The following is a 26,994-nucleotide window of genomic DNA, read 5'->3' as shown; positions in this document are numbered from 1 at the left end:
ATTCTTTAGAACTTAATCGTTTCCACGCGGCTATCGCGGGTGTAGTGAACAAACAATTGTGTATGGTTACGCAATCCGCCATTGCCATAACGCTCAAACTGCAACGGTGTCTGCACATAGTCGGGATTACTCTCTGCGCCCAAGAACTTACGTCCCTCGCGGTGCAAGCCCATCAGGAAGAAGTAGGCATGGTCGAAACCGGTAAGTGCAAAACGTGGCAGATTATTCTGCATATCGGTATGGAAATTCCAACGGAACTTCTGCTGCAGACGCTTGGTTGATGCCGACAGCGGATTATAGTAGAACACCGACGGAATATAGGTATTAAACTTGTAGAAGTTCTCCAAATGTGTACGGGTGTACATCAACCACTCGGTATAACCGAACATCGTAATAGCCAGATCAGGATCGGTAACCTTCAAGCCGTTCAGTTTAGAGAAAGCAACACCCAGCTCAGGCGAACGACCGGTATTCAGTATTACCACATTAGGCTTGGTACGACTGAATGCCTTTGAGAAATCGCTCTCGCCTGATTTCAGGTTGGTAATGTTACATGTCATCTTCTGCTGCTCCAACTGGCGGCGCAGGGCTGTGGTAAACTCACCCTTATTACTGGTAGAGTCGTTACAGTCGATAATCACCGTATGGTAGTTCTTGAATCCCTTCACAAAATGCTCGATAGTGGCCGAGTTCTGGGTAATATGACTCTGGTACACCTGATAGATGTACTTATTATCGGCCAACTGGGGCGCATTGATAGAGAATGGAATCAGCAGTTTAATCTTATGTTTCTCGACGAAAGCCGACAGGGCAGCCATCTGCTTAGAGTAGAGCGGACCGATAATCAGGTCGCACTTGGCAGCAGCCTCATCGTTCAGAATCTCGTTGATATTGCCGTCCTCAGCTGCATTCCAGGCATGGATATCAACCGAAACGCCACGCTGCTTCAAGCTGTCGCAAGCCATCAGCACACCACGGTAGTACTCTAGCATGCGCTTGCCATCGCCATTCACATTGTGCAGTGGCAGCATCACACCCAGTCGGATGGCACGCTTACGAACATCATCGGTAGCATCCATATCGGGTTCTTTGGCCACGGGGTCAGCTACCTGCAGGGTAGCAAACGGAATCTTCAGCACGTCGCCTTTCTTCAGTTCGTAGCCAGGCTCGCTCATCTCAGGATTAGCCTTCATCAGCTGTTCGATGGTGAGATCATACATACGCGATATGCCGAAGATGGTTTCCTTCTTCTTCACCTTATGCAATCCGCGTATCTGTTCACCCTCTTGAGCCGAGGCCACACCAACTGTCAAACAGAGGGCAGCTAAGAACAAAAAATATCTTAAAACTCGCGTCATATTTTCAAAATTTAGTCATTTCGCGTACAAAAGTACTAAATAATTATCAAATATCAATTGCCAATTATCAATTTTTTAGTATCTTTGCACTTTAAATGAGTAAAAAATGATATTTCGACAGATAATTCCTACCGTTTTAGCCTTGTTTGCATCGCTTTCGGTCAGCGCACAGACCGATTCGGCTGCCATCGACTCGACTACCAATACAGGCGTCGAAAGCAAGCTCATTATGCCCAATACCTTTACCCCCAACGGCGATGGGCATAACGATATTTACAAGCCCAAGGAGTACCGGAACTTGTCCGAGTTTCGCGCGTACATATTTAATAGGTGGGGACAGAAACTCTACGAGTGGACCGATCCTGCCGAGGGATGGGATGGCAAATATCATGGAAACGATGTGAAACCCGGTGTTTACTTTGTGCTGGTAAAAGCCCGTGGCACCGATGATGTGATATACAACATACGCAAAGACGTAAACTTACTAAGAGGAGATGAACAGAGAAGATGAAAAGATAAATGTGTACGGTGCTCGCGTACACAACTTAAAGAATATTGATGTAGAGATTCCCCGTAACTCGCTCACGGTGATTACGGGATTGAGTGGCAGCGGCAAATCGTCGTTAGCCTTCGACACCATTTTTGCTGAAGGCCAGCGCCGCTATATCGAAACATTCTCGGCCTACGCCCGCAACTTCCTGGGTGGTATGGAGCGCCCCGATGTGGATAAGATTACAGGTTTGTCGCCAGTTATCAGCATCGAGCAGAAAACCACCAACAAAAACCCACGTTCAACTGTTGGTACTACCACCGAAATTTACGACTATCTGCGTCTGCTCTTTGCCCGAGCCGGTCGTGCTTACAGCTTTGCTACAGGCGAGGAGATGGTACGCTACACCGAAGAGCGTGTGCTGGATATGATTACGCACGACTATGCCGGTCATAAAATCTACATCCTGGCACCACTCGTTCGTAGTCGTAAAGGTCATTATCGCGAACTGTTTGAGAGTATGCGCCGCAAAGGCTATCTGCATATCCGTGTGGATGGTCAGATGCTCGACATCGTACAGGGCATGAAGGTAGATCGCTACAAGAATCACGATATCGAGGTAGTGGTTGATAAACTTAAAGTGCCCGACACACCAGATGTGGAGCGCCTGCAGAAGTCAATTTCCCTGGCTATGAAACAGGGCGATGGACTGATTATGATTCTTGATCAGGACACGGACTCCGTGAAGCATTTCTCAAAACGTTTGATGTGTCCCACCACGGGCATCAGCTATAGCGATCCTGCTCCAAACAACTTCTCGTTCAACTCGCCCCAAGGCGCCTGTCCGCATTGTAAGGGTTTGGGCGTTATCAACGAGATCGACCTCGACAAGGTGATTCCTAACAAGCAGGCCACCATCCGCGAGGGCGGTATCGTACCTCTTGGCAAATACAAGAACCAGATGATATTCTGGCAGGTAGAGGCTATTCTGAAGAAGTTCGAGTGTGATTTAAATACCCCTATCGCCGACATCCCCGACGATGCGATGACCGAACTACTCTATGGTTCGCTCGAGGATGTACGTATCGATAAGGACCTGGTACGCACATCGAGCGATTACTTTGTGTCGTTCGATGGCATCATCAAATACCTGCGTGGCGTGATGGAGAACGACGATTCATCAGCCGGACAGAAATGGGCCGACCAGTTCCTGGCCGAAATCACCTGTCCTGAATGTCACGGTCAGCGACTCAATCGCGAGGCCCTCTCCTACACGTTCGGTGGTCGCAATATCGCCGAACTGGCCAATATGGACCTGATTGATTTGCGTAAGTGGATCGACGAGCTGGAAATCGGAAATAATTTATCAAAACAAGAATATACCATCGCCAAGGAGATTCTGAAGGAGATTAAAACCCGTTTGGATTTCCTGCTCGATGTAGGTCTCGACTATCTGTCGCTCAACCGCCAGTCGGCAACCCTGTCGGGTGGTGAGAGTCAGCGCATCCGACTGGCCACACAGATTGGTTCGCAACTCGTTAATGTGCTTTATATTCTCGACGAGCCATCTATCGGATTGCACCAGCGCGACAACGAGCGACTCATCAACTCGCTCAAGGAACTACGCGATATCGGTAATACTGTGATTGTAGTAGAACACGACGAGGATATGATGCGCAGTGCCGATTACATCGTGGATATCGGTCCCCGTGCCGGTCGTAAAGGTGGCGAGGTAGTGTTCCAAGGGACTCCTGCTGAGCTGTTAAAGACCAATACCCTTACAGCGCAATACCTCAACAAATCGCTCACCACTCACGTTGCACCTCTCACCCCGAGAAAGGGTTCTGGTCAGAGTCTGGTACTGCGTGGTTGTACAGGTAACAACCTCAAGCATATCAATGCCGAATTCCCATTGGGTAAGCTCATCGTGGTAACCGGTGTGAGCGGATCAGGTAAGAGTACCCTCATCAACGAGACGTTGCAGCCTATCCTGTCACACCATTTCTATCGCTCGCTCAAACGCCCTATGCCCTACGAGAGCATCGAGGGCCTCGACCTGATAGACAAAGTGGTGAGTGTGGATCAGAGTCCTATCGGTCGCACACCACGCTCTAACCCAGCTACATATACAGGTGTCTTCTCCGATATCCGCTCACTGTTTGTGAACCTGCCCGAGGCTAAGATTCGTGGTTACAAACCTGGCCGTTTCTCATTCAACGTCAAGGGTGGTCGTTGCGAAACTTGCGGCGGTAATGGCTATAAGACCATCGAGATGAATTTCCTGCCCGATATCCAGGTGCCTTGCGAGGATTGTCATGGCAAACGTTATAACCGCGAAACCCTCGAGGTGCGTTACAAAGGTAAATCGATTGCTGATGTACTCGATATGACTATCAATCAGGCCGTAGAGTTCTTTGAGAACGTGCCCGACATCCTACGTAAAATCAAGAGTATTCAGGATGTAGGTTTAGGCTACATCAAGTTAGGTCAGCCATCTACCACCCTTTCTGGTGGTGAGAGTCAGCGCATCAAACTCGCTACCGAACTCTCAAAGCGCGATACAGGTAAAACCATGTATATTCTCGACGAACCTACAACCGGTCTGCACTTCGAGGATATCCGCATTCTAATGCAGGTGTTGCAGCAGTTGGTTGATCGTGGTAACACAGTGATTATCATCGAGCACAATCTCGATGTGATCCGTCAGGCCGACTGGATTATCGATATTGGGCCCGAAGGCGGTCGCGGCGGTGGCGAGATCCTCTGCGCCGGCACACCTCAGCAAGTAGCAAAAAGTAAGCGAGGCTACACCCCCCGCTTTATCAAGGAGATATTAGGCAAATAAGAATTGTAAAGTGGAAGGCAACTCCACCTCTACCCTAACACTAACCTTGTTCTACTATCAGGGTAAAGCATGGTTAGTATTAGGGTAAATTTGTAAGCAAATAGCAACTTTTGCTTACTTTTTTATTAAAAATTTGGCAAAATGTTTGGCGGTTTGAAATTAAATATATACTTTTGCAGCCGAAATGTTATAAAGACAACATAGAATATGAACAGAATTCAGAACAACTATTGGTGGTGGCAGAGCTCGAGATTAAATAGTCGCGAGGTTTAATGCCGTATACCTATAAATATAGTATAAAAAGGCTCGTCGCGACAGCGACGGGCCTTTTTTAATTAAACATTGAACATTGAAAATTGAACATTATATGGAAAATTATTTTGCTGACGAGAAAGGTTTTTACGGAGAGTTCGGTGGTGCCTATGTGCCCGAGATACTCTACAAGTGTGTACACGACCTGCAGGAGGCTTACCTGCCCATCATTGAGAGTGAAGAGTTTAAGGCAGAATACCATGCCCTGCTGAAAGACTACGTTGGTCGCCCCAGTCCACTGTATTACGCTAAGCGTATGAGCGAGAAGTATGGCTGCCAGCTGTACCTGAAGCGCGAGGACCTGAACCATACTGGTGCCCACAAGATTAACAACACCATCGGACAGATTCTGCTGGCCAAGAAGATGGGTAAAACCCGTATTACCTGCGAGACAGGTGCCGGACAGCACGGTGTGGCCACCGCTACGGTATGTGCACTAATGAATATGAAGTGCGAGGTGTTTATGGGTGCAACAGATGTGGAGCGCCAGCACACCAACGTAGAACGTATGAAGATGTTGGGAGCCACTGTAAATCCTGTACGTACAGGTAACATGACCCTGAGCGATGCCTGCAGCGCTGCTATCCGCGACTGGTGCTGTCACCCACGCGACACCTACTATCTGGTTGGTAGCACCATGGGCCCACACCCCTACCCCGACCTGGTAGCCAAGATGCAGGCTGTGATCAGCGAAGAAATCAAATGGCAGCTAGAGGCCCAGATTGGTCGCGACTATCCCGACTATCTCATCGCCTGTATCGGTGGCGGTAGCAACGCAGCCGGCACCATCTACCACTACGTAAACGAGGAGCGTACCAAGATAGTACTGGCTGAGGCTGGCGGACACGGTTGGCAGACCGATCATACTGCAGCCACCATCCATAAGGGAACTACCGGTATTCTGCATGGCTCAAAAATGCTGGTGATGCAGGATGAGAACGGACAGATACAGGAGGCATTCACCATCTCGGCAGGCCTGGATTACCCAGGCGTAGGACCTATGCACTGTAACATGGCCAAGAAAGGTCGCAGTAAGGTACTGAGCATCAACGACGATGAGGCTATCCGTGGCGGTTACGAACTGACACGTATGGAGGGTATCATCCCCGCCATCGAAAGTGCACATGCCATTGCAGCACTCTCGAAACTCACGTTCAAGAAGGACGATGTAGTAGTGTTGACGGTAAGCGGTCGCGGCGATAAGGACGTTGAGACCTATCTGAAGAATAAGGCTATGGCTGGTGAATACGGGAATTTTTGATTGAACATTGAAAATTGAACATTATGAGTACTTTCAATTATACAACTACAAGCAAAACCATTCTGGCGGATTTGTATACGCCAGTGGGGGTATATATGCGACTGAGAGATTTGTACCCACAGAGCGCCCTGATGGAAAGTTCGGACTATCACGAGAAGGACAACTCACGCTCGTTTATCGGTATCGAGCCCATGGCCAGCGTAGCTATCGGTCACGGCATGGCTACCATCACCTATCCTGATGGCACCACACTGCAGCACGAGGTAAACAAGGATTACCGCAGCGATAAGGCTATCCACGAACTGATTGACCGCATACACGTAGAGGGCGATGATGCCAAGCTTTGCGGATTGTTTGGCTATACCAGCTTTAATGCCGTACGCTACTTTGAGGATATCAACGTAAAGGACGAGACTCAGGCTAAGAACGATGCCCCCGACTTGCTCTATATATTATATAAGGTGGTGATTGTGTTCGACCACTTTAATAATACCATCAAGCTTGTTTCGCTGGAAGCCCCCTCCAACCTCCCCCAAAAGGGTGAGGCTCAGGTGGATGTGATTCTTAAAGCCATGAACAAGGCAAATGTAAAGGCATACGATTTCCATCCTGTAGGCGATGTGCGCTCTACCTTGACAGATGATGAGCATCGTGAGAACATCCGTCGAGGCATTAAGCACTGTCTGCGTGGCGATGTGTTCCAGATTGTGCTGAGCCGCCGATTCATCCAGCAATACGAGGGCGACGATTTCAAACTGTATCGTGCCCTGCGTTCAATCAACCCAAGCCCCTATCTGTTCTACTTCGACTTTGGCGGTTTCCGTATCTTCGGTTCAAGTCCCGAGACGCATTGTCGAATAGAAGCCTCCCCCCTCCCCCCTCCAAAAGGAAGGGGAGCAATGCGGGCATATATAGATCCTATTGCTGGAACAACAAAGAGAACGGGCGATGCTGAGGCCGACCGCAGGGGGGCTGAGTACCTGCGCAACGATCCTAAGGAGAATGCCGAGCACGTGATGCTGGTTGACCTGGCACGTAACGACCTTTCGAGAAACTGTCATGGTGTAAAGGTTGATTTCTACAAGGATTTGCAGTATTACAGTCATGTGATTCATTTGGTATCGCGCGTATCGGGCGAGCTCGACGAAGGCGCCGATCCTATCAAGGCGTTTATCGACACCTTCCCTGCAGGTACCCTTTCAGGTGCACCAAAGGTACGCGCCATGCAGCTTATCAGCGAGTACGAGCCACATAACCGCGGTGCTTACGGCGGTTGTATCGGCTACATCGGACTGGATGGCAGTCTGAATCAGGCCATCACCATCCGTACCTTCGTATCACGTAATGGCGAGTTGTGGTTCCAGGCAGGAGGCGGCATCGTAGCTAAGAGCGATGTAGAGTACGAACTGCAGGAGGTGAACAACAAGCTTGGCGCCCTGCGCAAGGCCATACTGATGGCGGAGAAGATGTAAGGCACGGATTACACGGATTAACACGGATTTATTATGAAAATAGTCATTATTGATAACTACGACTCGTTTACATACAACTTGAGTCATTTAGTAAAGGAGCTGGGCGCAGAGGTAACAGTACTGCGTAACGACCAGTTTAAACTTGAGGACCTGGAGCCATATAGCAAGATTATCCTGAGTCCGGGGCCTGGTATCCCCAGCGAGGCAGGTCTGCTGCTCGACGTGATTAAGACCTATGCCGGCAAGAAGCCCATCCTGGGTGTATGCTTAGGCCATCAGGCCATCGGCGAGGCATTCGGTGGTAAGCTGGAAAACCTGAGCGATGTGTTCCACGGCGTAGCAACACCCTGTCATATTACCGTTGAAGACCCCATCTTCAGTGGCATAGAGCGAAATATCACCATCGGTCGCTACCACTCGTGGGTGGTATCAAAAGAGAATTTCCCTGACTGTTTGGAAATCACAGCCGTTTCTGACGAAGGGCAGATTATGGCCTTGCGCCACAAAACGATGAACATCCGCGGCATACAGTTCCACCCAGAGAGCGTACTGACACCCGACGGCAAGAAAATGCTGCAAAACTGGATGTTTCTTTAACATTGAACATTGAATATTGAACATTGAACTTTAAATAATATGGCACAAACAATGAAGGACATCCTGAATAGGATGCTGAACCACGAGGAATTATCTCGTGAAGAAATGAAAGAAATTCTGATTGGTATCACCCAGAGCGAGTTTCCCAACGAGCAGATTACTGCCCTGCTCACCGCGCTGCAGATGCGTGGCGTAACAGTCGACGAACTGTTGGGTTTCCGCGATGGTATCTTGGAAACAGGCGTGCCAGCCATTCTGAATGCCGACCGCTACATCGACGTGGTAGGTACAGGTGGCGACCGCAAGAACACCTTTAATATCTCGACCACCAGCTGCTTTGTGATTGCTGGTGCTGGCTACAAGGTAGCTAAGCATGGTAACTACGCAGCCACATCGGTATCGGGTGCCTCGAATGTAATTCAGCACCATGGCATTAAGTTTACCGATGATATCGACAAACTGAACCGCAGCTTGAACGAGGCTGGCATCGTGTATCTGCACGCCCAGCTGTTTGCCAAGGCCATGAAGTTTGTAGGCCCTATCCGCAAGGCCCTTCAGTTCCCTACCATCTTTAATTTGTTAGGTCCACTGGTTAACCCCTCACAGCCACAGTGCCAGTTGTTGGGTGTAGCCAACCTCGACCAGATGCGCCTGTACAACCAGGTATACCAGAAGATTGGTATCGACTACGGTATCGTGAACTCTATCGATGGTTACGACGAGATCTCGCTGACAGGCGACTTCAAGGTAACCACCAAGCATTACGAGCGTATCTTTAAGCCCAGCGACCTTGGCTTTGAAATTGCCAAGCCCGAGGAGTTGGTTGGCGGTGCTACCGAAGAAGAGGCAGCACAGATCTTTGACAGCGTACTGGAGAACCGTGCCCTGCCCGCTCAGAAGAATATCGTACTGGCCAATGCAGCCTTCGGTATCCAGGTTCTGGAGAAGGGCGAGAAGAGCATCGAGGAGTGTGTAGAGATTGCCCGCGAGAGTATCGACAGCGGTGCCGCCCTCCGCACCTTCAAGAAGTTCGTTGAGTTGAACAGTTAATATTTTTCGCAAAGATAACACGGATTAACTTATGCAAGACATATTGCAAGAGATAGTAGCGAACAAGCGCGTGGAAGTTGAGGCCGCTAAGATGGCGGTGGCTCCAGCGGTGCTGCACAAACAAGTGGAGGCGATTCTCGACTTCAGCGTGGTCTCGATGAAGAACGCCCTCACCGAATCCGACTCAGGCATCATCGCTGAGTTCAAGCGCAAGTCGCCATCAAAGGGTTGGATTAAGGAGGAGGGGCAGCCCGACATCATCCCATTGAGCTACCAAAAGAATGGCGCTGCTGCACTGAGCATACTTACCGACCAGAAGTATTTTGGCGGTTGCGACGACTTTATTCGCACGGCCCGTCACAGCGGTGTAAACATCCCCATCCTTTACAAGAACTTTGTGATAGATGAGTATCAGCTGTTCCAGGCACGCTTGTGCGGGGCTTCGGCTGTACTGCTGATTGCCGCCGACTTGTCGATAGCCGAGTGTAAAAGTCTGCTGAACACCGCCCACCAATTAGGCCTGGAAGTTCTTTTAGAGATGCACTCCAACGAAGAATTGGAATACGCTGGGTTAGAACCAGATATGTACGGTATAAACAACCGCAATTTAGGTTCGTTTGTGACCGACGTAGAGAACTCATTCCGCTTGGCAGAGCTATTACCAAAGGATGCCGTAAAGGTGAGCGAGAGTGGTATTTCGAACCCTGATACGGTGAAGGCTTTACGTGAGGTTGGTTTCCGTGGTTTCCTGATTGGCGAGAACTTTATGAAGACAGCCGATCCAGGATCAGCATTACGTGAATTTATTGAGAAGCTATGATAATCAAGGTTTGTGGTATGAGAGAGGCGGAGAACATCCGCGAGGTTGAACAATGTTCAATGTTAAATGATCAATGTTCAATTGATTGGATGGGCTTCATCTTCTGGCCTAAGTCGAGTAGGTTTGTGAGCCAAGTGCCAGCTTACTTGCCAGAGCACTGCCAGCGCGTGGGTGTGTTTGTTGATGCCAGCATCGGCGACATCATGTCGGCCGTTGATAGCTTTGCACTCAACTATATCCAGTTGCATGGTCAGGAGTCGCCTAGCTACATCATTCAGTTGAAGCCACACCTGCCCGCCGATGTAAAAATAATTAAAGCATTCAACATCGCCACTACCAACGACCTGGCGCAGACCAAACCCTACGAAGGATTGGCAGATATCTTTCTCTTCGATACGAAAGGAAAGTGCGTGGGTGGCAACGGTGAGAAGTTCGACTGGACAGTACTCGATGCCTACACAGGCAGCACACCTTTCTTGCTGAGTGGTGGTATCGGTCCCGATGATGCTGAGCGTGTTCGCAACTTCCAGCACGATAAGTGCATAGGTATCGACTTGAACTCACGTTTCGAATCAGCCCCTGCTCTCAAGGATGCCGAAAAACTCAAGGCATTCTTTCAGAATGTAAAAATGTAAAAATGAGATAATGTAAAAATGTAACAAGATGAATAAGATCAATCAACTTTTCGCAAACAGTCAGGACCAGAAACTCCTGTCGCTGTACTTTTGCGCAGGCTGCCCCACACTCGAGGGCACAGGCGATGTGATTCTCGCCATGCAGCGTCGTGGTATTGCCATGATTGAAGTTGGCATTCCGTTCAGCGATCCATTGGCCGACGGTCCTGTTATTCAGACTGCCGCCACCCAGGCCCTGAAAAACGGTATGAACCTGCATATCCTTTTCGATCAGCTGAAAGCCATCAAGGATCAGGTGCAGATTCCACTGGTACTGATGGGCTATCTGAACCCTATTCTGCACTACGGTATCGAGGATTTCTGTCAGAGTTGTGTAGAGGCTGGCGTGAGTGGTGCCATCATCCCCGACCTGCCATTCAAGGATTATCAGGAAGTAATAAAACCCATTGCTGATAAGTACGACCTGCGCATCATCATGTTGATTACCCCCGAGACCAGCGAGGAGCGTATCCGCTTTATCGACGATAATACCGACGGCTTTGTATATATGGTATCGAGTGCTGCCATCACTGGTGCCCAGCAGAGTTTCGACGATGCCAAGCAGGAGTACTTCCGTCGTATCAACGCCATGAATCTGCGCAACCCACGCATGATTGGTTTCGGTATCAGCAACAAGCAGACGCTCGAAGCCGCCCAGCAGAATGCCGCAGGTGCCATTATCGGTTCAAAGTTCGTAACCTTGCTAAGCGAAAGCAAGAACGCCGACGAGGCCCTCGACAAACTGTTTGACGCCCTTGAAAGATAACGTTTACGTAGAATTTTACGTATTGATTAGTTTGTAGTTTAGCGCTTTTGTTGTATATTTGCAGCAAAATTGCGAGACTGCAAACTAATAAACGTTACTAAATACAGATGATTAAAAGAATTTTTCAGATTGCGATGCTCTGTGTGCTGACACCCCTGTTAGCAGCAGCTCAGCAGTGGGACGAGGCTCAGTACCGACAGATTGAGCAGAGTATCCGCACACCGCATTTTGCCGACAAGGCTTATGTGATTACCCAGTATGGCGCCAAAACTACCAACACAGCCGCCAAGAACCAGAAGGCTATCCAGAAAGCCATCGACCTCTGCTCGAAGAAGGGCGGCGGCCGCGTAGTAATTCCCGCAAATCAGAAGTTCCTGACAGGTGCCATCCAGCTGAAGAGTGGTGTGAACCTGGAGGTGCAGGAAGGTGCCGTACTCGAGTTTGCCTTCCAGCCCGAGCTCTACCCCATTGTAGAAACCTCATGGGAGGGTTTGGAGTGCTTCAACCTCTCGCCTTGCGTATATGCTTTCAAGGCTAAGGATATTGCCATTACCGGTAAGGGTACGATTGATGGTGGCGGCAGCAACGACACCTGGTGGCCTTGGAATGGCAATCCCCGTTTTGGTTGGAAAGAGGGCACCATCAGTCAGCGTGGCGGCTCACGTGCGCGCCTGCTTAAGAATGGTGAGGACGGTGTACCTATGTATAATGAGAAAGGTGAGCGTACCCCCGAGCGCGTGTTTACAGCTCAGGATGGTCTGCGCCCACAGCTGGTAAGCTTTAACAAATGCGAAGGCATTCTGTTGGAGGATGTTACGCTGTTGCGTTCGCCGTTCTGGGTGATTCACCCCCTGCACTCTACCGATATCACCGTTCGTCGTGTGAAAATGATTAACGACGGACCTAACGGCGACGGCTGCGACCCTGAGTGCTGCGACCGCGTGCTGATTGAGGACTGTTTCTTTAACACCGGCGACGACTGTATCGCTATCAAGAGCGGACGTAACCGCGACGGTCGTGAGCGTAACATGCCATCAAAGAACATCATCATCCGCAACTGCGAAATGAAGAACGGACATGGTGGTGTGGTAGTAGGCTCAGAGATTTCGGGCGGTTGTCAGAATGTGTATGCCCACGATTGTGTGATGGATTCGCCAGAGCTGGAGCGCGTGCTGCGTATCAAGACCAACAGCTGCCGTGGTGGTATCATCGAGAATATCAACATGCGTAACATTACCGTTGGTAAGTGTAAGGAGAGCGTGCTGAAGATTAACCTCGACTACGAGCACAACGAGATTTGCTGCCGTGGCTACTACCCCATTGTACGTAATGTATATATGGAAAATGTTACCAGTCAGCAGTCGCAGTATGGTGTGCAGATTATCGGACTGGACGAGGATACATTTGTTTACGACATCAACGTTAAGAACTGTCACTTCAACGGCGTAAAGAGCGGCAACTTTATGAGCGGCAAGACCCGTAACGTAAACTTCGACCGCTTGTTTATCAATGGTTCGCTAGCACTGCTCAAGACACCTTACCAGAACTACTCGGAGTGGATGACCTACAGCGAGATACAGCGCAACCCCAAGAGCTACCTGCTTGACTTTTCACAGAAACCCAAGTGGAGCTACGTGATGGGTATCGAACTGGAAGGTATGCTCGACACCTATCTTAAATATGGTGGTGAGGATATCCGCAAGTACTGTCAGGAATATACCGACACGATGATTAACGCCAAAGGCGGCATTCGCAACTATGATATCCTGGATTACAACCTCGACAACGTGCGTACCGGTCATTTCGTTACCCGCATGTATCAGCAGTGGCCCGAGGCAAAGAGCCTGGCTGCCATGAAGACCATGATGAAGCAGTTGCAGAACCAGCCTCGCACCATCGCCGACAAAGTATTCTGGCACAAGGCCATCTACGCCTATCAGGTATGGTTGGATGGCATCTTCATGGGTCTGCCCTTCCGCACCCTTACCGCACCTATCACCACCACCGCCAAGGAGGCAAAGAAAGGTGCCATCAACAAGATTTACGACGATGCTGTAAATCAGCTGAAGATAACCTACGAGCGTACACTCGACCCCAAGACAGGTTTGAACCGTCATGCTTACGACGAAACCCGCAACACCTTCTGGGCCGACAAAACCACCGGTCTTTCACAGCACTGTTGGGGCCGCGCGCAGGGTTGGTATTCGATGGCACTCATCGAGGTGCTCGATGCCCTGCCCGAGGATTATGCCCGTCGCCAGGAAGTAATCGACCTGCTGAAGAAGGATCTGGATGCCGTTATCAAATGGCAGGACAAAAAAACAGGTGTTTGGTATCAGGTAATGGATCAGCCTGGTCACGAAGGCAACTACTTAGAGTCGACCTGCTCGTCGATGTTTGCCTACGTGCTGCTCAAGGCCTACAACAAAGGTTACCTGGGCACAAAATATCGCGATGCCGGTATCAAAGCCTATAAAGGTATCATCAATAACTTTATCCGCATAAACGAGGATAAGACCATCTCGCTCACTCAGTGTTGTTCGGTAGCAGGACTCGGTCCGGCAGCCACACCCGAGGTACAGGCGGCCTTGAAGAAGATAAACCCCAAAGCAACGGTAAATGAGAATACCCGACGTGATGGCGGTTTCAACTATTATCTGTCGGAACCTATTCGCGACAACGATGCCAAAGGTGTTGGCCCGTTTATCTGGGCCTCGCTCGAAATGGAACAGTTAGGATACAATATCAACAACGTGACGGCCTCTATAGACCGTCACGCTGTTGTTAATCGCAATAACCCAATTATCACCCAAGCCGATGCCCTGTCGTCGTTATCTGTGGGTAACGGCCACTTTGTAACTACCGTAGATGTAACCGGTTTGCAGTCGTACCCCGAGGCATACAAACAAGGTGTGCCCCTCTGCGCCATGAGCGATTGGGGCTGGCACCAGTTTCCGAACACCAAAGGATTGAAACCCTCGGAGTCGGAGAAAGCCTTTGATTTCGGACATGGTCATCAGGAGGTGTATGCTGTAGAATACAAGAAGGCCGAGGACGGTCGCCACAAGGAGGCCACTGAGTTTTTTCGTGTCAACCCGCACCGTTTGAACTTAGGCACTTTGGGCTTGCACCTTACCGATGCCAACGGCACACCTGTCGCCTTGAATCAGCTTACCAACATCCGTCAGGAGCAGAAACTGTTGGATGGCGAGATTGAATCGGTGTTTACAGCCGATGGTCAGAAGGTTGAGGTGACTACAGGTGTTCATCCTGCCAAGGATGCGGTGTATGCCCGTATCGTGAGTCAGTTGCTCAAGAACCAGCGTGCCACCATCCGTTTACGTTTTCCCTATCCCACCGGCAAGCATGCCGATGATGCCAACGACTGGAACCAGCCCGACAAGCACCAGTCGGAGATTGTAGAGCAGAGCGCACAGAAAGCCCTGATTAAGCGCACCCTTGATGCCACCACCTATTACGTGCTGCTGCAGTGGGAAGGACTGGCTACACTCAGTCAGTGTGATAATCATGAGTTTGAGCTGGCAGCCAATGAGGATGTGCTCACCGTATCAGCCGAATACCTGAACGCCTTACCCGCCACCCAGGCTTTAGCTTTTGAGTACGACCAGTACCATAAAGCCACGTTGCGCCATTGGAATGCCTGGTGGAAAGCAGGTGCCATTGTAGATTTCTCGCAGTGTACAGATCAGCGCGCCAAGGAATTGGAGCGCCGCGTGGTACTCTCGCAATACCTTACTCAGATCAACTGTGCCAACAACATGCCCCCACAGGAAACCGGACTTACTTACAACAGCTGGTTCGGTCGGCCACACTTAGAGATGACCTGGTGGCATGCCGTAGATTTCACCCTCTGGAACCGTCCCGAGGTAGTAGCACAGATGCTGCAGTGGTATAACCAAGTGGCCTATCCTGTGGCCCGACAGATAGCCCAGCGCCAAGGTTTCAAGGGTGCACGCTGGATGAAGATGACCGACCCCTGGGCGGGCGAAGCCCCCTCTAACACCGGCTCGTTCCTGATCTGGCAGCAGCCCCACTACATCTATCTGGCCGAGGAGATGTATCGCGCCAATCCTACCGCCGAAACACTGAAAGCCTACGGTGAGCAGGTAGAAGCCACCGCCGAATTTATGGCCGATTACGTTACCTACGATGCTAAGCAGAAGTGTTACATCCTGAAAGGCGCCACCGCCATGCAGGAGTGCATGACCAAGGATATCTCCTACAATCAACCCTTCGAACTGGCTTATTGGCAGTACGGTTTGAAGGTAGCCAATGCGTGGCGCGAACGCCAAGGCTTGGCACGCCATCAGAAGTGGGATGACATCACAGCCCACCTGTCGCCCCTGCCCGAAGCAGATGGTGTCTATACCGCAGGCATACAGATTGGCAGCAACAAGCATCATGAGGCTTTCGACCCCTTTGATGCCACCGGTAAGAAAGTGGAGACCTTTGCCGACAAGTGCCGCAACGACCACCCTGCCGTGCTGGGTGCCTGTGGCATGCTGCCATACACCGATTTATATAATAAGGAGAAGATGCAGCGCACTCTGGACTGGGTGATGCAGAACTGGAACTGGCAAACCACTTGGGGCTGGGACTATGGCATGATAGCCATGACCGCCGCCCGTCTGGGTCAGCCCGAGACAGCCCTCAAAGCCCTGCTCATCGATACGCAGAAGAACACCTATCTGCCCAGCGGTCATAACTTCCAGACTGCCGACCGCTTGCGCATCTATCTGCCCGGAAACGGGGCACTGCTCACAGCCGTGGCCATGATGTGTGCCGGTTGGGATGGATGCAGCAATCCTCTGAACCCAGGCTTCCCTCAAGATGGCAGTTGGAACGTACGCTGGGAAGGTCTGCAAAAAATGCAATAATAAGTCACAAAAATCAGTCGCACCGTGCTGTGTGCGATAACACCCCTGCACAACGTAAACGTTTGCAGGGGATTTTATATAAAAATGTATACAACATTTCACAATTAATAATACTTTTGCAACCGAAAGTTCCTCAGTGAGCTTAAAAAACGCTAAATATTTAACTCTATAAAAATAACTTTAAGTACAACTAAAACTTACGTTCGTATGAATCATCAAATCAAAAGAGCCTCTATGGCTTTGCTTTTATCTGTGTTCTGCTTCGTAGCTTATGCTCAGAAGACTATCACAGGTACAGTGAAGGATGCATCAGGTGAACCAATGATTGGTGTAAGCGTTATTGTCGATGGTACCACTATCGGTGGTGTAACCGACTTCGACGGTAATTTCACCATTCAGAACGTATCTGAAAAGGCCGTCCTGAAGATTTCTTACATCGGTTTCAAGGAGCAGAAGATTTCTGTAGCCGGTAAGAACAGTTTTAACGTTACCATGCAGGAAGATGCTGCTGCACTCGACGAGGTGGTAGTAGTAGGTTATGGTACGATGAAGAAGAAGGACCTGACCGGTTCGGTTGCTTCGGTTAAGACCGAGGATCTGGCTAAGGTGGCAGGTGCCAACGCCCTTTCGGCCATGCAGGCCAAGGTGCCTGGAGTTGACCTCCAGCAGAGTGGCGGTGGTGAGGCCGGTGCCGGTGTGAGCATGACCCTGCGTGGTAACCGTTCACTGTTGGCAGGTAACGGTCCTCTGGTTATTGTGGATGGTGTAGAGTATGGTTCTACCCTCGACATCCCAGCTACCGATATCGAGTCGATGGATATCCTGAAGGATGCTGCCTCTACCGCTATCTATGGTACCAAGGGTGCTAACGGTGTTATCCTGATTACCACCAAGCGTGGTTCTGCCGGTAAGACCAAGGTAAACTTCAACGGCTACCTCTCATTCAACGGTGCCACAGGTATTGTTAAGCCAATGTATGGCGACAAGGAAGTTCAGCGCCTGATTGACAAGAAGAACTACGAGACTGCTGCTGCCAACGATTGGAATTTCACCAACACTGCAACTGCAGCCGATGTTCTGACATTCACACTCGACGATCTTACTGAGACACTTGACATCTATAACAATAAGAGCTATACCGACTGGCTCGATATGATTCTCGATAACAGTGTATCGCAGAACTACGAAGTTTCAGTACAGGGTGGTAACGAGAAGACCAACTTCAACGTTTCTCTTTCTGCTATGGATGATAAAGGTTTGATGAAGGGCGATGAGTATAATCGTTATACCGGTCGCGCCAATATCGACCATCAGATTAACCGCATCGTAAAGATTGGTGCTAGTCTGTCATACGCTTATAAGAGCAACGACAAGCGTAACGGCGGTGTTTACAACCAGGCACAGAAGATGACAACTATCACTCACGCTTATCTGAACGATGGCGAAATAAACTATCAGCCCAACCCCTGGTATTCAGCTCACTGCTCTCCACTGCTTGATGAGAATGGTGCATACCAGAAGAACATTGAGAGTACTCGTTTCTTTGGTAGCGGTTACTTACAGTTGAATCCTATCAAAGGTCTGACTTTGAAATCACAATTCACTGCCGACCGTAGCGAGTCACGTACAGGTTCGTACGAGGACTACCAGTGTCAGTCTCGCTATCAGGAAAATAAGGGTAGTTACATTTCAAATTCTCGTAGCGTAAGCACAAAGTATGTATGGCAGAACACTGCTAACTACAATAAGACCATAGGTAAGCACGACATGACTTTCCTGCTGGGACACGAGATGTCTCAGTCGGTATCTGAGTCACTTTCTATCGCTGGATATGCAGGCTATGAGCACTACTACACCAGTTCTTTCTATGATGTAAGTAAGATTGATGATCCTAGCAAATCTTCAGGTTATACCAAGACCTCTATGCTGTCGTTCTTTGGTCGTGCCAACTACTCTTTCGATGGAAAATATCTCTTGCAGGCTTCTGTTCGTGCCGATGGTTCTTCAGTATTGGCCGAAGGTCATAAGTGGGGTTTCTTCCCATCAGTAAGCGCCGGTTGGCGTATTTCAGAGGAAGGTTTCATGAAGAACACCAAGTCGTGGTTGGATAACTTGAAATTCCGCGTATCATGGGGTCTCTCAGGTAACTCAGCAATTTCTGCTTATCAGACATTGGCAACAATTAAGAGCATTGTACCAAACTCTACAGACAAGGCTCCTATGACCATGGCAAATCCAAACCTGACATGGGAAAAGACAGCCGCTCTCGACTTCGGTCTCGACTTCTCATTCCTGAATGGTCGTATCTATGGTAGCATCGACTACTATAACAGTAAGACCTACGATCTGTTGTACTACAAGACCGCTCCTGCCTCATCGGTATTCACCAGCACTATCTCTAACGTTGGTAAGACCAAGGGCCACGGTCTCGAGATTTCACTCGGTGCAGTACCCGTTAAGACCGACGACTTTACTTGGGATTTGAGTGCCTCTGCTACCTTTGCCCGCGACGAGGTTTCTGAACTGGCCGACGGTATCGAGCAGGTGGTATCAGGCACCAGTATCCTGAAGATCGGCGAACCCGTATCTGCTTACTATACTTATGACATGGACGGTTGCTGGGGCATCGGTGAGTTTGAGAAGTACATGGCCGAACATCCAAACTTTGTAAAGCCATTCTCTGACTACGGCGATCCTGGTACACCAAAGGTTATTGATACAAATGGTGACGACCAGATTGACGATAACGACAAGATTGTTTACAATCGCAGTCCTAAGGCTATCCTTGGCTTGAGCACATCGTTCACCTATAAGGATTTCTCACTGAGCATTCAGACAATGGCTCGCTTGGGTGGTTACCTGAACTACAGTGGCTATGGCCTCTACCTGTACGACAATGCCAACTGGGGCGACCTGAGCTACTGGACACCTGACAACCAGGGGGCCGACATCCCATCACCAGGATGCGCAGGTTCTACACCTACCTATTTCAAGAGTGCCATCCAGATTCAGAAGGCCGACTACTTCAAGATTAAGGATATCACATTGGCCTACAATCTGCCGAAGAGTCTGATAAAGAAGGCTTACATAAGCAATGCTCGCGTATATTGCTCACTGAAGAACTACTTCACATTCAGTCACTTCGACAACTACGACCCAGAGCGTGGTGGTTCGGTCAACTTCCCACTGATGAAGCAGGTTGTAGTAGGTCTTAACGTAACTTTCTAATCAAATAATTGATCATTGATATGAAAAAGATATATAGTATGTTATTTGCTGCCGCAGTGATCGGCTTCGGCGCAACCTCCTGCTCAGACTTCCTGGAGGAGGACAACAAGACCGGTGAGACTGCCGACCTGGCTTACAACACCGTATCGGGTATCGACGGACTGATCCAGTCAGCTTACACCTACACACACGGATGGTGGGGTAAGGAACCATCACTGGGTCTTGCAGAAATGGGCTCAGACCTGTTCTACTTTGGCTACGACAACAAGCAGAAGTCGATGCTGAAGTACGATATCTCGGCCGAGGCTCTTGGTAGCAACACAGCCGACAACCCCTGCTTGGACGAGTATTGGGAGATGTTCTACGCTGGCGTAGATGTATGTAACAACGCCCTGAAGTATGTTCCCGAGTGCAGCGTTATCGACGATAACAAGAAGGCCGCCTACCTGGGCGATGCTTACTTCCTCCGCGCTCTGTACTACTCGCAGATGGTAGCATTGTGGGGACCTATTCCTTACAACGCCGAGCCCGTTAGCTCTATCAACAACAATCCTGTTCGTGTACCAGAGGCTGAGGTTTACGGCAACATTTTGGCCGACTTGAAATTAGCTATGGAAAATTACAAGAAGGCAAATGTTATGGAGGTAAATTCTGCTACTGCCGGACGTGCATGTTATTATTCTGCTGAAGCTCTCTACGCTCGTGTAGCTCTGTACGCAGCTTCATGGTTGGGCGCCAATGCCGTTAGCGGTTATGGCAACCTGTATACTGAGGCTCTCAACGCTGCTACCGATGTTATCAATAACTCTGGTGCCAAGTTCTACAGCCGCTACAGCGACACATGGAATATGAAGAACGAGGAGGCAACAGTCAATACTGAAAATCTGTATGCTGTTCATTATTCCAACACCCTAACATCTGGTTTCGATAACTGCGTACCTTATCGTTATAGTGGTGGTGGTACCGATGAGTATAACAGTTTGATTACTCGTACTGGTTATAAGAAGAATGGTGGTAGTGCATCATTGCTGATGTTTGTATCTCTTTGGAACAACGGATGTGATGATCTCGGCAATAGCGGTCAGAAAAACACTCAGGTATTCTGGCGTGTAGCTGCAGGCAAAACTACTATCAAGAGTAAGATGACAGGCAAGGATGTTGAGGTTGGAAAGTACTACTCTCCTTACGGACGTGGATTTACCCGTTACCTGCCCTCACTCTATCTCTGGCAGATTCTTGATGAGATTAAGGAAACCGACCAGCGTTACAACGGCACTCTGCTCACCAGCTATCGTATTCCTTACGAGTTGTCGCAGAATGCAGCCAAGTATCCAAAGATGAGCGAACAGGAATTCAAGGATTATGACGAGGCTTATGCTGAGGATGGCAACTACTTCAATGGTGGTGGTGTTGCTATTATGTACAGTCTGCTTGACGGTAACTCTGATGAAGGTAAGGCTCTGCAGGAATATGCTAAGGATCGTTTCCGTCTGCAGTTTGCGTTCGGTGGTGATATCCCAGTTTACACCTCGGGCGATCCTGCTACAGCTCTGCCAACAGAAGGTGGTAAAGCAAAATCTGACGTTTATGGCGATGCCCGTTACAAGAGTGAGAAGATTGAAGGTCGCCGTTCATACCCTGGTATCAAGAAGTTCCTCGACGATCAGTATGAGGAGGATTATCCAACATACGAAATCTCTCATCGCGACATCATGGTACTGCGTCTTGCTGAGATGTACCTCATCAAGGCCGAGGCTGAGCTGGCTACTGGCGGCGATGCCCTGAAGACCATCAACCAGCTGCGTGCAGCCCGCGCCATCACTGGCAAAGACAACAGCATCAGCGGTACTGTAACCATCGAGACTATCCTGAAGGAGCGCGCTATCGAGCTCTGCGGTGAGTACCAGCGCTGGTTCGACCTGAAGCGTACCCACACCCTGATCGACCACGTGAAGAAGTACAATGCCCAGGCCAGTGGCAACATTGCCCTGAAGCACTACTACCGTCCTATCCCACTCACCGAGCTGGAGTCGGTAACTAACCGTGGCGATGTAGCTGTAACACAGGATGCCAACGGCGTACTGCAGTACAGCGCAACACAGGAAACCATGTGGCAGAACCCAGGTTATTAATCCAATAATAACCCTCAAATAAAAAGTAGCTTTCCGACTATCGGGAAGCTACTTTTCGTTTATCAATAAGTTACTTTTTACTGATCAAAAAGTTACTTTTCAGGGCTGCAAGGTTACGGCCATCAATCCGATCACCACATCGTTGGATAGCGTTCGGATGGTGAGCGACTGCAAGCGTTTCTGCGCATTGAGCGGCATCTCTAACATCTGACCAGCACCACCGGGGATTTCTCTACCGTACTCACCACCAAGTTGGATGATGCTACCTAAGTTACGACTTACATCGCCCGTGCTGAAACAGACACGATACGGACGGGGCTGCGGCGCATTAAACGCCATGCCGTCAACATAGTAATCCTGCTCGATGGAGCACCAGTTATCTGGGTTGCGCAAGGCGAGTGTGTCGGCCGTGCCATCGGTATAGGTCACAATCACCAAGCCATTGTCAATCCTGCTCTGCATGTGGTTGGTAGAACCAGCCATCAGCAGATAAGCCTTCTGAGCCTTGCCCTTCAAAGGGATGGTAACAGCATCGGGGTAGTTATCCCACAAACTGGTGTAGATGATATTTTGTCCCTTTTGCGGGGTACTGAAGGGGATGCCAGCCATGTTAAACACACCGTTCACGATCTTGGTACGGAACACCGAGTCGTTAATCTCGGCTGTCTTTTTAGGATGGCACCACTCGCCAATGCCCTGAACGGGTATCTGCAACGTGGTGGTTTGTGGACGCGGACTGAGATATTGGTTCTTGAAAATATCAGTCACATTGGCATTGTAATACTTCGCAAGCTTGACGGGATTCATCTCCACATCATATTCAAGAACCTGCGTTTTGGCTGTTGAACCAACCACATCCTTGAACGCGCCACCACCTAAGTTCTGACGGAAGATAATTTGCAGAGGCTGACGGAAGTTCTGGGTGATTTCAACACGCACCTTGCCATTCTTTCGCGTGTACTTGTACGACAGGTAGGGCGTTTTTACGCTGGCACTATCCCACTCTGCAGGGAATCCCGGACGGATGATGCACTTGCCATCGAGCGCCTGCGGGATGATGCCAAACAAGCCCTGCAACAGTGTTCGACTGCTGATGCCGATACAATCTCCAAAGTCGCGATAGCACTCGCCACGGGCCGCATCGTAATGACTAATCTGACCGAAGTTAGCCGGACTCTGTCCGTAGTACATCTGATCCATGATGTTAGCCTTCATCAGCTGGTAGCCCTCGTCGGCACGCCCGGCCTCAAAGTAAGCCAATGCCGTGTGCATCACCTCCGCAGCAGCCACGTTGTTAATGCTCCAACTGTAGGGCATCCAGTTGCTGGTGGCTATCGTTTGCAACCCCGACTGCTCCACGGGGATATGCGGGATGTTACGGGTTACCCAGTCGGTAGTCTGGTAAGCCTGTTCAGGGGTGCAGGCACCACAATCGATGGGGGTGTAGATGCTCCACACAGCAGGATTGTCGTGGGTGCGTTTTAAGCCCATCGCATCCTGATACTCGGCCCACACGCCTGCTTTCGACAGCCACAAACGCTGGTTCATGGCCTGCAGGATAGCTTCGGCCTCATCGCGATAGGGCTGCGCATCCTCGCCAATGATTTCGGCGATACGGGCAGCCAACTTGTTGCCACGATAGTTGTAGGCCGAACTGTGAGTAACGGCACCACCACTATAGTAGAGTGCATCGCTGGCCCAGATGCAGCAATAAGCATCGTAAAGATGATCGCCATCGGCATCGTAGTTGCGTTTCTCCCATGCCAGATGCGACTTGAGTACAGGCCACATCTTTCGCATATAAGCGGTATCGGCATCGTATTGGAAGTGCCACAGCAACTCATCGATGTAGTTCAGGTTCATATCGTAATGGTGCATCTGATCGTTACGTTCAGGGTTTCTACAGATGTAGCCATCGCTATACATCTGCGTGCCCCAACGCTTCTCGGCACGAGCCATGTTTAACGTTGAATCTTGTGAGGGATGCGAGATAGTAGCAGGCACATGGGTTACCTGACTCTTGGCGTAGGCATCGAAATGACTCACGGCCCTATCCTGCCAACCCAACACATCGCCCAAGTAACCGGCACGCCAACCAGCCAGCGGCATGCGCCAACCGATACAACCGTGCAACCATGTCTGTCCGTCCCAATCGCCATCGGCAGCCAGCACCAGAGCGCCACCTAAAGTATTGATGTAGGCATCGGGCGTATCAAACTGTATGCGATCGGCCAACTGCTCGTAATACTGCTGGGCAGCGGCAAACTGCTTGGCGCCATCAGCAGCCGCCAGCGGTTTCATCACGTTCACATCTACCAGCATGTAAGCTGTGTTGCCATCCAGCACCACTTCGGCGGTTTGCAGCACCTCGCCTTTGGGTTCCAGCACGCCTGGCTTATCGGCACCGATATCGCCATTGCGACTGAGCTTAGGCTGAGCAATCTCGCACACCAAAGCTTTGATACGAGCCCTGCCAGCCAATGCAGGCGACGAGAACTGCCAGATGGCCGCCTCGCTATCGGGCAAGGCGATAACACGGATGGTTAGCTGCGCCCCACCCCAGCCCGTAAGCTGATAGGTGCGCTGACCATCTACATAGCTGGCCGTACAAGGACTCATCTGTTCCAGCGGATAGTCGATGCCATCCACCTCTGCCACTAGTCGTATGTTGCGATGATAGCCTTTCTTTACCACGGCAAAGATGGGACGGTCGCTGGTTTCCAGGCGCCAGTCGGTATGACTGCCGTAGAGAGCACGCGTGTAACGGTTGTTACCATCTGTACAAACAAAAGCGCCCCCCGCACCTGGCTGGTATTGCAAGGTGCGAGGAGCGGGTGTGCCATGGGTTTGGCACATAGCGGATAGCGGGACCATGCCCACTAGTCCGACTATAGCTATCTGTAGCTTATTCATTAGCAGGGGCGCTTCTTGGGCAGATTGAATGCGTCCTGCACTTCCTTCATCTGTGCATCGGTCATGCCATCGGGCTCCGAGCCCATCGACTTGGCACACATATAGATGTTGGCTGCCTTACAGAGCACGTCGGTCTGGTCGAAGGCATCCATAATGTCGGTACCAACGGCCACGGTGCCATGCTTCTCCCACAGCACCACGTCGTGGGTCTTAATCTGCTCGAGTGTAGCCTCGGCCAGTGCTACCGATGATGGCATAGCGTAAGGTACGATACCGATGCCGAGTGGTGCGAATGCCAGTGTCTCGGGAATCATCGACCATAGCACGCGTGTCATCTCATCGCCCTTCAGGAAACGCTGGATATGACTCATAGCCACCAGCTCGATGGGGTGCGTGTGCAGGGTAGCCTTGTAGGTAGACCCCGTCTCCAACAGATAGTTGTGCAGAGCCAAATGTGTAGGCAACTCGGATGTAGGCGCTACTGGCTCGTCGGCAATAATCTCATAGCTAGCACAATCATCGCAGATGCGAATGATAGAGCCATTCTGCATGGGCTGCTTAGCCAGGTCGCGCATACGCTTACCAGTACCTTTGCAATAAAAATACTTACCCTTAAGCTGAGGCAGTACCATGCCTATCTGTTTAACAGGAGCGATGGCAGGCATCTGCTTGCAGGCATCGTCCATATACTCTGTGACGTTTACGGTAATGTTACCACCGTTACGCTCAGCCCAACCTTTCTGCCAAAGATAGCCTGTTACCTCGGCTATCTGGTCAACAACCGCTTTCAAACCTTCGCGGCCTTCCAATATACTTTTCATATTTCAAAAATATTAATTCTAAATTAAATACTCTCTCCATAACGCTCCTTGGTAATCTGATCGAGCGATTTACCACGAGTGTTAGGCATGCCTATCAAACCTACCACGAGCGAGGCTAACAACAATGCCACCATACAGTAGGCTGCTAAGGTAAAGCCCTCGCCGTTGTCGCCATAGATAAAGGTGAACACCAGTCCCCATACTGCCGACAAGCCACGAACAATGAAGAACATCAGACCCTGAGCACCGGCACGGAACTTGGCAGGGAACAACTCCGAGCCCCACAAGGCGTAGAACACCTGTACCGAACTACCGTTGTTAACACCCCATAGGATGGTGAATACCCAGATACCAGCGATGGTTGATACGCCACCACCAATAATCAGTATCCACGCGGTGAGTGCCGCAGCCAAACCGAACACATAGAAGAAGCGATGTGCCACCTTATCAACCATAAACGAGATAATAAACGTGGTGACCACCACAAACACCCAACTAATACAGCTCAGCATGTTGGCTGCCTCGTTGCTCAGTCCACCAGCGGTTTCGTAGATGTGAGGCATAAAGAATCCCATCACACTGGCCACCAGGTTCCAAGTAAGGTAGATGGCTGCCAGGAAAGCCACTGTCTTTACCGCAATCTTATTGGTAAAAAGCAGCTTGATGTTATCAACTATGCTACTTTGGTCTTTCTCCTTATTGACAGTAAACTCGGCACTCTCCTCCAGTTGGCGCTGCAGGTTCCAGGCAATGAAAGCCACCACAAACAGGGTTGCAAACACCACACGCGAAGAGAACACCTCGACAGCAGCCTGAGCGGCATCGGCGCCGATGATATCGTGGGCGATGGCCTCGACCGGACCGTACAGATAACCGCCCGGCGCAAACAGCATACCAAACAGCAGGATACACATTGGACCTACGCCCCACGACATCTGCGAGATACAGATGTTACGACCGCGGTTGTTCACCTCCGAACTCTCAGAGATATAGGTCCACGAGGCGGGCACACCAATACCTACCGAGATACCCGTTACCAGGAATCCTGCCAGCAGCATGGGGAAGTTCATCGACAGCATGATGATGAGCACACCCGTCATATATACCAGCAGGTTGTAGGTAAAGATAAACTTACGACCGAACTTATCGGCCAGGAAACCACCAATGATGGCGCCGATGGCGGCACCCAATGCATTAGCACTGAGCGCGTTTAGCCAACCTAAGTGAATCTCGCTCAAACCGAGATAGTTCTGCCACAGCGTAACACCACTGGCACCAGCTACGATGGCACCTGCATCGAGATAGTTATTAAGAGACACAGCTAGCGTGCTCTTCAAACTTCCACTTTTAGCCATAA

The 26,994-nt window shown here is 50.1% G+C and carries 15 protein-coding genes and 1 pseudogene; 12 read left to right on the top strand and 4 right to left on the bottom strand.

What is annotated here, in order from left to right; genetic code table 11:
* Window positions 1–5: 5 nt before the first annotated feature.
* Window positions 6–1,358, bottom strand: coding sequence for a LysM peptidoglycan-binding domain-containing protein (locus BLU97_RS10020; protein ID WP_074761420.1), 1,353 nt, complete (start codon window positions 1,356–1,358; stop codon window positions 6–8).
* Window positions 1,359–1,572: 214 nt separating this feature from the next.
* On the opposite strand from BLU97_RS10020, the pseudogene BLU97_RS10015 reads away from it, so the two are divergent.
* The 12 genes and pseudogenes from BLU97_RS10015 to BLU97_RS09960 form a co-directional block, all read left to right on the top strand.
* Window positions 1,573–1,869 (top strand): annotated as a pseudogene (locus BLU97_RS10015) (gliding motility-associated C-terminal domain-containing protein); the annotation flags it as partial.
* Complete coding sequence (gene uvrA / locus BLU97_RS10010; protein ID WP_074761418.1) at window positions 1,853–4,693, top strand: excinuclease ABC subunit UvrA; 2,841 nt, start codon at window positions 1,853–1,855, stop codon at window positions 4,691–4,693. The pseudogene BLU97_RS10015 and the gene uvrA, both read left to right, overlap by 17 nt.
* Window positions 4,694–5,060: 367 nt before the next feature.
* Window positions 5,061–6,266, top strand: a complete 1,206-nt coding sequence (gene trpB / locus BLU97_RS10005; RefSeq protein WP_074761417.1) for a tryptophan synthase subunit beta — start codon at window positions 5,061–5,063, stop codon at window positions 6,264–6,266.
* 23 nt (window positions 6,267–6,289) lie between these two features.
* Window positions 6,290–7,738, top strand: coding sequence for an anthranilate synthase component I family protein (locus BLU97_RS10000; protein ID WP_074761416.1), 1,449 nt, complete (start codon window positions 6,290–6,292; stop codon window positions 7,736–7,738).
* Window positions 7,739–7,771: 33 nt separating this feature from the next.
* Window positions 7,772–8,335 (top strand): anthranilate synthase component II, encoded by a 564-nt coding sequence (locus BLU97_RS09995; protein ID WP_073044142.1) that lies wholly within the window; start codon window positions 7,772–7,774, stop codon window positions 8,333–8,335.
* A gap of 51 nt (window positions 8,336–8,386) precedes the next feature.
* Window positions 8,387–9,385, top strand: coding sequence for an anthranilate phosphoribosyltransferase (gene trpD, locus BLU97_RS09990; RefSeq protein WP_074761415.1), 999 nt, complete (start codon window positions 8,387–8,389; stop codon window positions 9,383–9,385).
* A gap of 31 nt (window positions 9,386–9,416) precedes the next feature.
* Window positions 9,417–10,205, top strand: coding sequence for an indole-3-glycerol phosphate synthase TrpC (gene trpC / locus BLU97_RS09985; protein WP_074761414.1), 789 nt, complete (start codon window positions 9,417–9,419; stop codon window positions 10,203–10,205).
* Window positions 10,202–10,840, top strand: coding sequence for a phosphoribosylanthranilate isomerase (locus BLU97_RS09980; protein WP_074761413.1), 639 nt, complete (start codon window positions 10,202–10,204; stop codon window positions 10,838–10,840). The genes trpC and BLU97_RS09980 overlap by 4 nt, the downstream gene beginning before the upstream one ends.
* Before the next feature lie 28 nt (window positions 10,841–10,868).
* Window positions 10,869–11,645 (top strand): tryptophan synthase subunit alpha, encoded by a 777-nt coding sequence (gene trpA, locus BLU97_RS09975; protein ID WP_074761412.1) that lies wholly within the window; start codon window positions 10,869–10,871, stop codon window positions 11,643–11,645.
* 107 nt (window positions 11,646–11,752) lie between these two features.
* Window positions 11,753–16,543, top strand: coding sequence for a glycoside hydrolase family 88 protein (locus tag BLU97_RS16385; RefSeq protein ID WP_175456357.1), 4,791 nt, complete (start codon window positions 11,753–11,755; stop codon window positions 16,541–16,543).
* Window positions 16,544–16,750: 207 nt separating this feature from the next.
* The gene (locus tag BLU97_RS09965) at window positions 16,751–19,771 is read left to right on the top strand and encodes a SusC/RagA family TonB-linked outer membrane protein (protein WP_074761410.1); all 3,021 of its coding nucleotides are present in this window, start codon (window positions 16,751–16,753) and stop codon (window positions 19,769–19,771) included.
* A gap of 20 nt (window positions 19,772–19,791) precedes the next feature.
* Window positions 19,792–21,903 carry a RagB/SusD family nutrient uptake outer membrane protein gene (locus tag BLU97_RS09960; protein ID WP_074761499.1) on the top strand — a complete coding sequence of 704 codons (2,112 nt, stop codon included), beginning with the start codon at window positions 19,792–19,794 and terminating at the stop codon, window positions 21,901–21,903.
* A 99-nt stretch (window positions 21,904–22,002) separates the two neighbouring features.
* Here BLU97_RS09960 and BLU97_RS09955 read toward each other — a convergent pair whose 3' ends face one another.
* The 3 genes from BLU97_RS09955 to BLU97_RS09945 are packed head-to-tail and all read right to left on the bottom strand — an operon-like array spanning window position 22,003 to window position 26,992.
* The gene (locus BLU97_RS09955; RefSeq protein WP_074761409.1) at window positions 22,003–24,816 is read right to left on the bottom strand and encodes a DUF4450 domain-containing protein; all 2,814 of its coding nucleotides are present in this window, start codon (window positions 24,814–24,816) and stop codon (window positions 22,003–22,005) included.
* Window positions 24,816–25,637 carry a rhamnulose-1-phosphate aldolase gene (rhaD, locus tag BLU97_RS09950; RefSeq protein ID WP_074761408.1) on the bottom strand — a complete coding sequence of 274 codons (822 nt, stop codon included), beginning with the start codon at window positions 25,635–25,637 and terminating at the stop codon, window positions 24,816–24,818. The genes BLU97_RS09955 and rhaD overlap by 1 nt, the downstream gene beginning before the upstream one ends.
* A 23-nt stretch (window positions 25,638–25,660) precedes the next feature.
* On the bottom strand, window positions 25,661–26,992 hold the full coding sequence (locus BLU97_RS09945; RefSeq protein ID WP_074761407.1) for an MFS transporter: 1,332 nt from the start codon (window positions 26,990–26,992) through the stop codon (window positions 25,661–25,663).
* Window positions 26,993–26,994: the final 2 nt, after the last annotated feature.

Origin of the sequence: Xylanibacter ruminicola, assembly GCF_900107775.1 — a bacterium.
Taxonomy (GTDB): Bacteria; Bacteroidota; Bacteroidia; order Bacteroidales; family Bacteroidaceae; genus Prevotella; species Prevotella ruminicola_C.
This window is presented reverse-complemented; position numbering and strand designations above follow the sequence as displayed.